Genomic DNA, 13,571 nt, shown 5'->3' with positions numbered 1-13,571 from the left:
ACTACGGCAGTGACCGCCGCTGCCTGCGCGCGAGCAGGATGCCGACCCCGAGCAGCAGGAGCACGAACGCCACGGCGAGGGCGGGGATCACGTCGACCCCGGTGAACGGAAGCGCGGTCACGCCCGCCGCGGACGGCTCCGAGATCGTGAAGGCCGTCGACATCACGGACAGTCCGGAGGCCCCGATCGCCTCGAGGCGGTGGGTGCCGGGCTCGGCCTCAGCGGGGATCACGAGCACGCCGTCGACCGTGCCGTCTCCGCCGGCCGTGAGCACCTCTTCCAGAGCCAGCGGATCGGAGTGCAGGACGAACCGCACCTGCTCACCGGGCTGGAAGCCCGTGAACTCGACGTTCATGCGGCCGCCGGGCACCAGCGCCGATCCCGGCGCCGCCGTCACGCTGCCCGTCCGCTGGACATCCCCGCCGTCTCCGCCCGGCTCGCCCTCGCCCGGCTCCCCCGGGCCGGGGTCTCCGCCACCCGGCTCACCCTGGCCCGGGTCGCCGCCGCCCGGCTCACCCTCGCCCGGCTCGCCCTCGCCAGGGTCTCCGCCGCCGGGCTCGCCCTCGCCCGGGTCCGTCTGGCCGGGCACCGTCGTGAACGTGCGCACCGGCGAGTACTCGACGCCGCCGTGCGGACCCTCCGCGATGACGTACCAGCCGTGCTCGCCCTCGGCCAGATCCTCCCAGGTCACCGTGGCCGGCTCACCCGGCGATGCGCCGGTGACGCTGCCGATCTCGTGCGCGCTGAGGATCTCGGCGCGGAAGGAGTCGGTCGCGAGCGTCTTGGCCTGCGGCGTGATGCCCACCGCCGCATAGGGGATCTCGAACTCCTGCATGCCCGGCGGGTCGTTCAGCGACGCGTCATCGGAGTCGAAGTCGTCCAGCGACGGCGAGTAGGTGCGGAAGACGATCCTGCCGCCGTCGTTGTCGAAGTGCGCGAGACGCAGGTATCCCTGGCCGCCTTCCGGCAGCCCCTGGTAGTCGAAGAGCATCGAGTACACGGTGCGGTCCGCCACTCCGTCACCGTCGTCGTCGATCTCGTCGGTGCGCGTGTAGGCGTCGTGGTAGTGCCCGGAGCTCACCGCGAACACGTTCGGGTTGGGCGTGACGACCTCGTCGAACACGCGCTGCGGGAACGGTCCGAGACCGCCCGTGGTCAGCATGTACTCGTGCAGGTTCAGCCACACCTTGCGCTCGGGGTGCTGGCGGATGACCTCGTTCATCCACGCGATGTCCGCGGTGTTGGATGCCTCGTCGTTCGGCGTGGGCCACCCCATGTAGAGGAACAGGAAGTCCCCGCCGCCGACCGAGACGAGGTCGTAGTGCCCGCGGTTGTCCTTGTAGGAGCCGCCGTACCAGGGGTTGCCGGCGAAGCGCGCCTCGCCGAAGAACTGCGAGTACTGCGTGTAGTCCGCGGCGAAGCCGCCGACGTCGTGGTTGCCCGCCAGCACGCCGTACGGCAGCGCGGCCTCGTCCAGCATGCGGTAGGCGGCATCCGCGTTCGCCCACTGGTGCGGCTGCGTGTGCACGTTGACGATGTCGCCGTTGTGGATCAGGTACTGCAGGTTGAGGTTCTCGCGCTGCGCGAGCAGGAACTCGTGGATCGCGAGCTGGTGGGGGTAGTACCCCTCGGTCTCGTTGTAGTACTGCGTGTCGGACTCGATGCCGACCGTGAAGTCGAACGAGCTCCGCGGAGTCGCCTCGGCGTGGAACGCCTCGACCGCGCTGTCGCGCGATGAGAGATCGGTCGCGGCGAAGCCCTCGGAGTGCTGGACGAGCAGGGTGAGCACCCCGTCGGCGGCGTGTCCGTCGACCGGGACGAGCGCCTCCAGCGTGAAGTCGGTCGCCGCACCATCGGTCGTCAGCACCTGGTCGACCTCCTCCCATGCGCCGGCGGCGGTACGGGCGTACAGGGTCACCTTGGCGTCGGCGTTCGCTCTGCCGCGCCAGTCGACGCGCGCCAGCGCGCCCGCCCCGGCGCCGTCGGGCACCGCCACCGTGAAGAGCTGGTACGGCAGTGCCGTCGCGCTCGTCGTCTCGACATCCACGCCGTCGGTGCCCAGCAGCTTCGCGAGGTCGTCGGCGCCCAGCGCTGCTCCCCCGCTCCGGTCGGCGGCGCCCGAGTCCGTCACGGTCCCGGCGCTCACCGTCACGCCGGCGTCACCCGGGGCGAAGCCGTACCCCTCGCGGAAGCTCAGATCGAGCGCGTCCTGCTCGGGCGAGGTCGGCGTCGCGGTGAGGTCGGCGCTGTCGCCCTCGACGATCTGACCGTCGGCCGGCCCATCGAGCTGGATCGCCGGACGCTCGTCGGCCGTCTCGAATCTGACGGAGCGCGTCGCCGTGTTGCCGACCTCGTCGATCGCGGTGAACTCGGCGATGTGCTCGCCCGGCTCGAGCGCCAGCGACGTGGTCGCGAGCGGAAGCGAGATGGGAGCGCCGTCCAGCACCGCGGAGAGCGAGGCCAGGCCTGCTCCGGCGTCGGTCGCCGTCGCGTCCACCGCGAAGTGGCCGCGGTAGCGCTCACCCTCGACGAGCGGGCTGTCGATCACGGGGGCCGTGTTGTCGACGTGGACCGTGCGCGATGCGGCGGACTCCCCCGCCGTCGCCGCGACGACGTGTGCGCCGTCAGCCTCGCCTGTGGTGTCCCACAGCGCCGAGACCGAGGTGAAGGCGTCGTCCGGGATCGTGAACGTGGCCAGGAACGACACGAGGTTCGCGTCGGAGTACGCGATGCGCGCGTCCGGTGCGGGGCAGTCGACGAACGCCGGGGCGGTGACGGCGCCGGCCTGCTCCTTCGTTGTCGCACAGTGGTCCGGCCGCAGGACGCGGCCGTCCGGCAGCGCCAGGCGCAGGTTCATGGTCGTGAAGTCGTCGTTGTTCTCGTTGACGTCGGCTTCGGGCCAGGCCTTGGTGCCGGCGGCGATCGTGAGCGTGAGCTGCTGGCCGGGGACGACCCGGTCGACCGGCACCGTGGCATCGACCGTGACGATGCGCGAGTAGTAGCCCTCGTCGAAGATCCGGAGCACGTCGTCGCCCAGCTTCACGCCGTTGCGGAAGAACGCGTCGGTGTTCGTCGCCTCGAACGCGAAGACCGGACCGGTCTCGAGCGAGGGGACGGCGCCGGCGACCGGCTCGCCGTCGACCGTCAGCTCGACGTCGGCGCCCGGCGCATCCGCCGTCGCGGAGACGCGCACCTCGCCGCCGACGAACTGCCCCTCGGCGAGGTTGATGCGCACCGGATCCGGGTCGCCGTCCAACAGGTCGACGCGGACGGGGCCGAGCGTGGACTCCTGAGTTCCGTCGCTCGCGATCACCGTGTACTCGATCCAGCGCTTGCCGAACAGATCGGCCGCGGGCACCGAGTAGTGGTAGCGGTTCGCCGCCTCGAACACGAGATCGCGCTCGTCGGTGGCGCCCAGGTTGTCGGTCATGCGGAGCGTCACCGTGCGGACGAGGACGTCGTCGGTCACGTCGAACCCGAGGTCGAGATCCGGTGTGTCGGGCACGTCGGAGCTGCCGGTGAGATCGGTGATCACCGGCGCGGAGCCACCCGCGGGGGCCGCCACGAACGCATTCGGCACCTGGTCGGCCGCGACCGATCCGGGCGTCGGCGGGGACAGGCGGATCATCGTCTGCACCGGGCCTTCGGGAGCAGGCGGGGTCCACAGCGGCGTTGCCGCGGACGGGTTCCACCCGTACTGGATCGCGGTCGACGCGGTCGTCTGATCGTCGGCGAAGTAGTAGGCCCGGCTGATGTCGTGACCGGTGTTCGTGCGCACCTGGATGCCGCGCGACCCCCCGTTCGCCATGCCGCCGTTCAACAGCTCGACGATGTCGTCGCCGAGGGTCAGGTCGGTGCCGAACGCCTCGTTGAAGTCCGCGACCGTGAGGCCCGCGGCGACGCCCGCGGGGTTTTTCACCCACAGCACGAGCGTGCCGCCCGCCTCGATCGTCACGGCGGCGGGCTCCGCGGGCCACAGCGTGGAGCTGAGCGTGACAGGACCGGAGAGGGCGTTGTCGGTGTAGAGGTACGACAGCGTGTAGTCGCGGAAGTCCACCGGAGCGTCGGAGGCGTTGTAGACCTCGATGAATTCGAACGCGTCACCCCCGCCGACGTTCGCGGTGTCGGGTGCCACCTCCGTGATCTGCAGCAGCGGCGCGCGCAGCTCAGGGTCGGTCGGGCGCTTCAGCGCGCTCGTCACCTGGGCGAGGGTCACCGTGCCGGGCGTCACCGCCACCGCGGGACCGGCCTCGACCAGCAGCGCGTCGACTCCGCCGATCACCTCGGGCACAGCGAACTGGGCGTTCCAGTTGCCGGCGGGATCCGTGTCGGCCGGCGCCCACGCGCGGCTCAGCGTGCGGGTCGCGTCGACCAGGCTGAAGCCGCGGTCGCCGCCGTTGGCGATGCCCGCCTGGGGGCCGAAGCGGTAGACCGGCACGCCGGCGCCCGCGCCGACGGCGGCGCGGAACTGGTCCTTCGTAAGCGCGGCCTGGTCCGACGTGGGACCGTAGTTCAGCCAGAACAGGGCCGAGGCGCCGGCAGGCACCACGACGGGCGCGTCCGCTTCGCCGTCCAGGTGGAGGACCGGCTGCGGCGTGCCCGCGTTCCACCGGGACGTGTGGTAGCGGAGCCCGATGCCCGCCGCCGTGAGGTCGATCGCCGCGGTCGTGGTGTTCGTGACCTCCACGAACTCGTAGAGATCGGCACCGGGGTTGTCGCCGTGGATCTCGGTGATCGCCAGCGGGAAGTACTCGCCCGCGTTGCCGTCCGCGCCGGGACCGGGCGCCGAGGGCTCCCCCGGCTCGGTCGGCTCGGGCCCGGCGGGACGCACGAGCTGCGCGGGCAGCACCGCTCCCGGCGTCGGCGCGGCCGCCTCCGGCCCGGTGAGCAGGATGCCCGTCGCCGGCGCGGTGAAGTGATCCGACACGCCCTTCGCGGCCGTCGCCCGGCTGTAGTCGGAACCGGAGGCGAGGGTGACCCCGTCGCCCTCGTACAGGCGCAGCGACCGCGCACCCGAGTTGGCGAACCCGGCCTGGCCGGTCGCGTGGAACAGGGGGTAGGTCGATGCCGCGTCGCCGTAGTGGGCGCGGAAGTCGCCCTCGGCCAGCTGCCACTGCTCGACGGCCGCGTCTCCGCTGCCGACGGCGTAGCGCAGCCAGAACACGGCGGTGCCGTTCGCGGGGATCACCGCATCGCCGAGCGCGGTGGTGGTGCCCGGCTCGACCGCCTGGATGAACGCGGCCCCGTTGTACTGCAGCCGGTAGTCCGCGAAGTCGATCGGCTCGGCCGTCGTGTTGGTCACCTCGAAGAACTCGAAGTGGTCCTGGTCGGCCGGCGTGCCCGCGTTGTCCTGCATCACCTCGGTGATGAGCAGCGCCGGCAGCGGCTCCGCCGCGACGGCGGGGGCTGCGACGCCGACGCCGGTGAGGGCGATGGCAGCGGCGGCGAGTGAGGCGAGAGCGGCGCGGGGACGCATGAGGACGCGGGGAGTCACGAGGATCGAGCACACCGAGTGCGGATGTCGCGAAGGCGTACGCCCGGTGAACGGCGACCGACTCGCGGGCGTCCGCCCGCCTCCGCGGCGTCAGCCGATGTGCTCGGTGAGCTCGAACCAGCGCTCCTCGACGCCGTCGCGCTCCCTCTCGAGCTCGCCGATGCGGGCCATCTCGGCGCCGAGGCCGACGTAGTCGGACTGGTCGTGGTGGGCGAGCGCGGTGCGCGCGGCGCCGATCTGCGTCTCGAGCTTCTCCAGGCGGCGCTCGAGCGACGCGACCTCCTTCTGCGCGGCGCGCAGCGCCTGCCCTGAGAGGGCCGGACTCGAGGAGGGGAGGGATGCCGCGGCCGCGGCATCCGTCGCCTTCGAGGTCGCGGGCCCCGCAGCCCGCTCGCGCTCGCGCAGGCGCAGGTACTCGTCGACGCCGCCCGGCAGGTGCCGAAGGTGGCCGCCGAGGATCGCGTACTGCTGGTCGGTGACGCGCTCGATGAAGTAGCGGTCGTGAGAGACGACGAGCAGCGTGCCGGGCCACGAGTCGAGGAGGTCCTCGATCGCGGCGAGCATGTCGGTGTCGAGGTCGTTGGTCGGCTCGTCGAGGATCAGCACGTTCGGCTGCTCGAGGAGGATGAGCAGCAGCTGCAGCCGGCGCTTCTGGCCACCCGACAGATCCTTCACCGGGGTCGACAGCTGCGCGCTCTGGAAGCCCATGCTCTCGAGCAGCTGGCCGGGCGTGAGCTCCTGCGCCTTCGAGCCGCTGCCGAACGTGTAGGTCGTGCGCAGGCGCGAGATCACGACGCGGACGGGATCCTCGAGGTGCTCCTCGAGCTCGTCGAGGCGCTGAGTGAGGGTGGCGACCTTGACCGTCTTGCCGCGCTTGACGCGCCCGGCCGTCGGCTCGACGTCGCCCGCGACGAGGCCGAGGAGGGTCGACTTGCCGGCGCCGTTCACACCCAGGATGCCGGTGCGCTCGCCGGGCGCGATGCGCCACTCGACCGGGTGCAGCACCTCGCGGCCGTCGTACGAGACCGCGGCGTCGAGGAGGTCGACGACATCCTTGCCGAGGCGCGAGACCGCGAGGGAGCGCAGCTCGGTGGCATCGCGGATCTCGGGCACGTCGGCGATGAGGACGTTCGCGGCATCGATGCGGAACTTCGGCTTGGACGTGCGCGCCGGCGCGCCGCGCCGCAGCCACGCGAGCTCCTTGCGGGCGAGGTTCTGGCGGCGCTGCTCGATGACGGCCGCCTGGCGGTCGCGCTCGACGCGCTGCAGGATGTACGCCGCGTAACCGCCCTCGAAGGGCTCGACGATGCGGTCGTGCACCTCCCACGTCGTGTTGCACACCTCGTCGAGGAACCATCGGTCGTGCGTGACGACGAGGAGTCCGCCCTGGTTCGCCGGCCAGCGCCGCTTCACGTGATCGGCGAGCCACGCGATCGCCTCGACGTCGAGGTGGTTGGTGGGCTCATCCAGGAACAGCACGTCGTGGTCGCCGACGAGGAGCGCGGCGAGCGACACCCGCCGCCGCTGACCGCCCGACAGGCCCGCGACAGGGCCGTCCCACGCGAGGTCGCCGAGCAGCCCGGCGATCACGTCGCGCGTGCGCGCGTCGCCGGCCCACTCGTGGTCGGGCCGGTCGCCCACGACGGCCTCGCGGATCGTCAGGCTGTCGTCGAGCGTGTCGGCCTGGTCGAGCACCCCGACCCGCACGCCTCCGCGCACGGTGACGCGACCGCCGTCCGGCTCGAGGCGGCCGGCGAGCATCGCCAGCAGGCTCGACTTGCCGTCGCCGTTGCGTCCGACCACGCCGATGCGGTCGCCTTCGTCGATGCCCAGCGACACACGGTCGAAGACGACCTTGGTCGGGAACTCCAGGTGCAGGGCCTCGGCCCCCAGAAGATGTGCCATGTCCCTCCCAGGCTAGGCGAGTCGCGCGGACCCGACGTCGCGCCCGGGTGCCACCCCGCTCAGTACCAGATGCTGAGCCGCGGTGCCGTGTGCCACGAGAGCATGCGCGCCGCGGTCTCGATGGCGGCGCCGGCGGATGCCGCGTCCGCCGCGTCCGGCACCGTCACGCGGCCCGCAGCCGCCAGGGTCGCGAGCGACACGCCGCCGAGGTAGGCCGCCGACAGCTCGGCGATGCCCAGCGAGACCACCGCGTGGTCGGGAGTCTCGTCGTCGGAGAGCCGTCGCACGCGGCCCGCCCCGTCGCCGTCGACCTCGAGCAGAAAGCGCCCGGTCGACAGCCCGATCGGATCGTCGACGTCGAGGACGACGGCGCCGGACGCGCCGAAGCGGCGCGCCTCGAGGGAGGCCGGCACGTCGATGACCCGCACGTACTGGTGGTCGCGGACGGTGACCTTCACGGCTCGCTGGTCGGCGATCATCCACAGCAGCGGCTCGTCGATCGACAGCTCGCCCGCGTGCACCTCCGCCACCAGGTCGAGCTCGAGCAGGAACCGCCAGAGCGCCGCGTAGGCGTCGTCCGTCTCGGCGAGCAGGTAGCTGACGGTGACCGTCGCCTTGGTGAAGTCGTCGTGGTTCTCGCGTACCGCGTACACGGCGGCCCCGCGCACTTCGCCGGCGGCATCGGTGTACTGCACCGCGCGCTTCTCCCCGGCCTTCTCGGCAGTCGGGTTCGTGCCCGCGAAGCCGTCCCAGAAGCTCCCTGTGATGTCGACTTCTCCCGCGATACGGTGCCGCACACGCTCATGCAGCGCCGGCAGCAGCTCGCGAACCCGCTCGCGGGGAATGAAGTCGATGCGCCCCTCGGGGCGCGGTCCGGTCCAGACCGCGCGCCTGGTCTCGATCTTGAAGGAGGCGGCCGGGGCTGCCGAAGCGAAGCCGTAGCGGCCGTACAGTTGCGACTCGCTCACCGTGAGCATCGCCATCGGGATGCCGGCGGCAGCGGCCGCGCGCAGCTCCCCCTCCAGCATCGCGCGGGCGACGCCGCGCCGGCGATGGGTCGGAGCCACGGTGACGGCCGAGATGGCGCACGACGGGATCGCACGGCCACCCGGCACCGTCAGCTCGCCGAGCCACGACGCGATGGTGGCCACCGGCGCATCGGCGACCGGGGCTGCGGAATCGTAGACCCCCGTCAGCCGGCGATAGACGGTCCGCTCGCGCGAGGCCGCGATCTGCTCGTCGCTGCGCTCACCGTCCTGGAACCCGCGCGCGACGGACTGCAGCCACGCCGGGAAGTCGTCTCCGTCGACCGCCACCCGGCGGTACTCGAGTCCGTTCTCGGCGAGACGCTCACGCGAGGCGCCGTCGACCTCGCCCGTACGGAAGGCGGCGCGGTCCTGCTCGACGGCACCGGCGGTCTGGGACGCGTTCATGGGGACTTCCTCTCCAGGACCCGCAGGCGGGCCTCGTGTCGTGCGATACGCCGATCTCAGTTCACGACGCGTGCGCCGGCCACCGGCCCGTGCACGTGCAGAGCTTCGTATCCGGCGGCCGACAGGGTGATCTGCAGCTCGAGGGCCGACTCGGGGTCGGCCGTCAGGAACGCCAGTGTAGGACCCGACCCCGACACCAGCCCCGCCAGGGCGCCGGACTCCTCACCCAGTTCGAGCACCTCCCGCAGCTCGGGGCGCAGCGACAGGGCCGCGACCTGCAGGTCGTTGCGGGTGTGCTCGGCGAGCGCCACGGGGTCGGCCGCGCGCAGCGCCTGCAGCACGGTCGGCGCGACGGCGGGCACGCGCGCGCCGGCGGTGATGTCGGGGCGCGCGCGCAGCTCGTCGAGGTGGCCGTAGACCTCCGGGGTCGACAGCCCCGCGGTCGACGGCACCACGACCCAGTCGAAGCGGCCCTTCGCGAGCGCCGGGCTGAGCTGGTCGCCGCGGCCCGTGCCCACCGCCGTCCCGCCCATGAGTGCGAAGGGCACGTCGGCGCCGAGCCGCGCGGCGAGCTTGTGCAGCTCGGCGCTGCCGAGCTCGGCTCCCCACAGCGCGTCGCACGCGACGAGCGCGGCGGCGGCATCCGCGGATCCGCCGCCCATGCCGCCGGCGACCGGCACGTGCTTGACGATGTCGAGATGAACCCCGCCGGAGTGGCCGATGCGCTGCGCCACGAGGCGCGCCGCACGCACCGCCAGGTTGCGGTCGTCGGCGGGCACGCCCGAGACGTCGACCGTGCCCGAGATCGCCACCGTGAACTCGTCGGACGGCGAGGCCCACACGTCCTCGTACAGCGAGACCGCCTGATACGCCGAGGCCACGTCGTGGTAGCCGTCCGCGTGCACGCCGCCGACCTCGAAGAAGAGGTTGAGCTTGCCGGGCGCCCGTACCCGGACACCGTCGGCGGCGAGGGCCTGGCTCACCGGTTCGCCGATTCCGCCCAGAGGTCCACGTCGATCCCGTCCGACAGCGCGTCGATGCGCTCCTCCTCCTCCGTCGTGAAGGCGGGTCCATCGAGCGCCTGCAGGTTCTCGTCCAGCTGCGCCGGACGCGAGGCGCCGATGAGCGCCGACGCCACCACCGGGTCGCGCAGCACCCACTGGATGGCCATCTGGGCGAGCGTCTGCCCGCGCTCCTTGGCGATGACGTCCAGCGAGCGCAGCGTCGACAGCCCCTTGTCGCTCAGCGGTCCCCGCGGCAGCGAGCCGCGCTGCTGGGCACGGTCGGCGTCCCCGCCGCCCAGGTACTTGTCGGTGAGCAGCCCCTGCGCGAGCGGCGTGAACGCGATGGCGCCCATGCCCTCCTGACGCAGCACGCCGGTCAGGCCGTCCTCGACCCAGCGGTTGAGGATCGAGTAGGCCGGCTGGTGGATCACCAGCGGGGTGCCCAGCGAGCGGGCGACGGATGCCGCGACCGCCGTCCGCTCCGCGCTGTACGACGAGATGCCGACGTAGAGCGCCTTGCCCTGTCGCACCAGCGTGTCGAGCGCCCCGACCGTCTCCTCGACGGGGACGTCGGGGTCGACGCGGTGCGAGTAGAAGATGTCGACGTAGTCGATGCTCATGCGCTGGAGCGACTGCTCGGCGCTCGAGATCAGGTACTTGCGCGAGCCGCCGTTGCCGTACGGGCCGTGCCACATGTCGTAGCCGGCCTTCGACGAGATGATGAGCTCGTCGCGGTAGGGGGCGAAGTCCTCGCGCATCATGCGACCGAAGTTCGTCTCGGCCGTGCCGTACGGCGGGCCGTAGTTGTTCGCCAGGTCGAAGTGGGTGATGCCGCGGTCGAAGGCGTGGCGCAGCAGCGCGCGCTGGTTGTCGAACGGGATGTTGTCGCCGAAGTTCCACCACAGCCCCAGCGACACGGGCGGGAGCGTCAGGCCCGATGTGCCGACGCGACGGTAGTCGGCGCCGGTGTAGCGGTCGGCGGCGGCGGTGTAGGGACGGTGGAGATCTCCTCCACGGGACAGGTAGCGCGCGTCTTCGGTCACCGGTCCAGGCTAGCGACGTCCAGCCGCCCGCGCAGGGGCACGCCGAGGGCACGCGGACCGAGCCGATGTCAAGGGCCTTCTCGCGAAACGCGGACGTAACCGACGCTCCCTTATGGTGTCGAGACCGGCTCCGGACGCCTCCCCGCGCCGCCGGGCCCCGATCGAGAAGGAGGACCGCATGACCCTGCTGTCTGCGCTGCCGCAATCCGCCGACCCGTGGAGCGTGCTCACCGAGCGGGCCGACGTGGTCGTCGACCGCGGCATCCTCCATCTCGTGCACGACGACGTCGCCCCGCAGGAAGCGCGCGAAGCCGACCTGCTGCTGACCGCCTCCGCGCTCGACGACGCCGGCATCGAGACGCTGCTGATCCGTCACGACCGCGCGATCCCCACGCTCGTCGTCGACCTCCGCGACCGCGAAGAGGCCCTGACCGCGCTGGCCGCCGTGTGCACGCGGGAGCCGCTGTACGTCAAGGCGAAGGGCCGTGGCCCGCTGCTGGCGTGCGACGCCCCCGCCGTCCCCGACCTGCCCGCCGTCGTGCGCCTGTACCGCCCGCGCATCACGAGCGCGGGGTCGCTGCGCTACGGCCCCGGCCACGGCGTGCACCTGGAGTTCTGGCGCTTCGGCGATGAGACGGTGGAGGCACCGCGCGACAACGCGCTGACCCGCCGGAGCACGCCCGCCGAGGATCTCGAATACACCACGGTCGAGCGCCACGGACGCATCTGGCGCACGATCGCCGGCATGTTCGATCCGCAGCCCCTCGAGGTCACCGAAGACATCGACATCGTCTTCTCGTGGGTGGACGGATCATCGAGCGACTTCCGGCGCCAGCGGGCCGCCCAGCTGGCCGAGTACGTGGTCGGAGACGGCGACGACGGCCCGGCGCGCTACCGCCATGTCGACGAGCTGCGCTACGCGCTGCGGAGCGTGCACATGTACGCGCCGTGGGTGCGCCGCATCTTCATCGCGACCGACTCGCCCGCTCCTGCGTGGCTGCTCGATCACCCGAAGGTGACGATCGTGCGCAGCGAGGAGTTCTTCGCAGACCCGTCGGTGCTCCCCACGCACAACTCGCACGCGGTCGAAGCCCAGCTGCACCGCATCCCCGGCCTCGCCGAGCACTTCCTGTACTCCAACGACGACATGTTCTTCGGGCGCCCGGTCGAGCCGGAGATGTTCTTCACGCCCGGCGGCGTCACGAAATTCGTCGAGTGCGAGGTGCGCATCGGCGCCGGCGACCCCGCCCTCCACCGCAGCGGCCACGACAACGGGCTGCGGGTCAACCGCGCGCTGCTCAAGGAGCGTTTCGGCCGCACCATCGTGCGCGATCTCGAGCACTGCGCCGCTCCGCTACGCCGGAGCGTCATGGCCGAGCTCGAGGAGACGTTCGCCGACGACTTCGCCCGGACCGCGGCATCCCGCTTCCGCTCCGCCACCGACATCTCGGTGACCAACAGCCTGTACCACTACTACGCGCTGCTCACCGGCCGCGCGATCGCCACCCGTGCGCCGCGCGTGCGCTACGCGCAGACGACCCTCCCTAAGGGCCTGCGGCTCATGGAACGGCTCGCCGACCGCTGCGACGCCGACATGTTCTGCCTCAACGACGGCGGCGAGGTCGCGGTGCCCGAGGAGATCCGCGTGCGAGCGATCACCAGCGCCCTCGAGCGCATGTTCCCGGTGCGCGCCCCGTGGGAGCGGGACGAGCTCAGCGCAGCACGGGAATCGGCTCGGTCGGCGCATCCCTCCGCGCGGCGATGAGCGGTGCGACGCCGGCGTCGAGCAGACGCCGGCGGGCCTCGTCTGCGTCGATGTGCTCGAGGACGAGCGGCGCCGACACCGGCACCACCGAGTGCACCACCGTGTCGTCGTACACGTGCACGAGGTTGAAGGCCTGCGCTCCGTCCTGAGGGCGGGTGCCGCCCACGGGAACCGTGAGGTCCTGGGCGTAGCAGGTGGACGAGGCGACCGACACCGGGATGCCGGCGAAGGTCGCGAACGTCGAATAGTGCAGGTGCCCGGCGATGATCGCACGCACGTCGCTGCCGCGGAGCACCGCCGCGAGCCGGCTCTGATCGTGCAGCTCGACGCTCGCCGCGAGCGGCAGCACACTCGGTACGGGCGGGTGGTGCATGGCCAGGATGCTGCCCAGCGGCGCAGGCGTCGCGAGCACCTCCGCGAGCCATGCCAGCTGCTCGTCGCCGACCTCGCCGTGGTGGCGGCCGGGCACGCTCGTGTCGAGCGTGATGACGCGGAGGCCGTCGAGCTCGTCCACCCGGTCGATCGGACGCGCATCGGATGCCTCGTCGAGCAAGCTCGCGCGGAACGCCCCGCGCTCGTCGTGGTTGCCCATCACCCACAGCACGCGCGCGCCGAGGCGCTCGGCGACCGGCTCGACCAGCGCGCGCAGCTCGGCGTAGGCGGCGGGCTCGCCGAGGTCGACGAGGTCGCCCGTGAACACGACGGCGTCGGGGCGGACGCCGCTCGCCTCGATCGCCTCGAGGGCCTCGGCCAGGCGTGCCGCGCCGTCGACCGAGTCGAAGAGGTGCGGGGTCGCGGGGGCGCGCAGGTGGGTGTCGCTCAGGTGCAGCAGGACGCGTTCGGGGGCCGGGTGTTCGGCGGTGCGCATGGCGGGTTCACTCCGGTCCGCCGGGTGGCGATCTGCCTGTGTTACCGGACGGCGGACGC

At 72.2% G+C, this 13,571-nt stretch carries 7 protein-coding genes; 1 reads left to right on the top strand and 6 read right to left on the bottom strand.

Annotated features, from left to right (window positions below; translation table 11 throughout):
• Window position 1: 1 nt before the first annotated feature.
• The 5 genes from IM770_RS11440 to IM770_RS11420 all read right to left on the bottom strand — a co-directional run bounded on the left by IM770_RS11440 (window position 2) and on the right by IM770_RS11420 (window position 10,879).
• The gene (locus IM770_RS11440) at window positions 2-5,494 is read right to left on the bottom strand and encodes a lamin tail domain-containing protein (RefSeq protein WP_203581265.1); all 5,493 of its coding nucleotides are present in this window, start codon (window positions 5,492-5,494) and stop codon (window positions 2-4) included.
• 90 nt (window positions 5,495-5,584) lie between these two features.
• Window positions 5,585-7,399 (bottom strand): ABC-F family ATP-binding cassette domain-containing protein, encoded by a 1,815-nt coding sequence (locus IM770_RS11435; RefSeq protein WP_203581264.1) that lies wholly within the window; start codon window positions 7,397-7,399, stop codon window positions 5,585-5,587.
• Window positions 7,400-7,458: 59 nt separating this feature from the next.
• Window positions 7,459-8,832, bottom strand: coding sequence for a GNAT family N-acetyltransferase (locus tag IM770_RS11430; RefSeq protein ID WP_203581263.1), 1,374 nt, complete (start codon window positions 8,830-8,832; stop codon window positions 7,459-7,461).
• A 56-nt stretch (window positions 8,833-8,888) separates the two neighbouring features.
• Entirely contained in the window at window positions 8,889-9,815 is a 927-nt protein-coding gene (locus IM770_RS11425; RefSeq protein WP_203581262.1) for a 4-(cytidine 5'-diphospho)-2-C-methyl-D-erythritol kinase, read from the bottom strand.
• The gene (locus IM770_RS11420) at window positions 9,812-10,879 is read right to left on the bottom strand and encodes an aldo/keto reductase (RefSeq protein ID WP_203581261.1); all 1,068 of its coding nucleotides are present in this window, start codon (window positions 10,877-10,879) and stop codon (window positions 9,812-9,814) included. The genes IM770_RS11425 and IM770_RS11420 overlap by 4 nt, the downstream gene beginning before the upstream one ends.
• 178 nt (window positions 10,880-11,057) lie before the next feature.
• Between IM770_RS11420 and IM770_RS11415 the strand changes: the two genes are divergently transcribed.
• On the top strand, window positions 11,058-12,644 hold the full coding sequence (locus tag IM770_RS11415) for a stealth family protein (RefSeq protein ID WP_203581260.1): 1,587 nt from the start codon (window positions 11,058-11,060) through the stop codon (window positions 12,642-12,644).
• Here the strand turns inward: IM770_RS11415 and IM770_RS11410 are convergent.
• Window positions 12,592-13,512, bottom strand: coding sequence for a phosphodiesterase (locus IM770_RS11410; protein ID WP_203581259.1), 921 nt, complete (start codon window positions 13,510-13,512; stop codon window positions 12,592-12,594). The genes IM770_RS11415 and IM770_RS11410 overlap by 53 nt on opposite strands.
• Between the last annotated feature and the right edge of the window lie 59 nt (window positions 13,513-13,571).

Source organism: Microbacterium hibisci (assembly GCF_015278255.1).
GTDB classification, from domain to species: domain Bacteria; phylum Actinomycetota; class Actinomycetes; order Actinomycetales; family Microbacteriaceae; genus Microbacterium; species Microbacterium hibisci.
Note: the sequence above shows the minus strand (reverse complement) of the source record. Positions and strands in the feature narration are given on the sequence as shown.

Excerpts from the sequence above, each read along its gene's own strand:
- IM770_RS11435 (WP_203581264.1), bottom strand. The coding sequence starts at position 7,399 with ATGGCACATCTTCTGGGGGCCGAGGCCCTGCACCTGGAGTTCCCGACC.
- IM770_RS11430 (WP_203581263.1), bottom strand. The coding sequence starts at position 8,832 with ATGAACGCGTCCCAGACCGCCGGTGCCGTCGAGCAGGACCGCGCCGCC.
- IM770_RS11415 (WP_203581260.1), top strand. The coding sequence starts at position 11,058 with ATGACCCTGCTGTCTGCGCTGCCGCAATCCGCCGACCCGTGGAGCGTG.
- IM770_RS11410 (WP_203581259.1), bottom strand. The coding sequence starts at position 13,512 with ATGCGCACCGCCGAACACCCGGCCCCCGAACGCGTCCTGCTGCACCTG.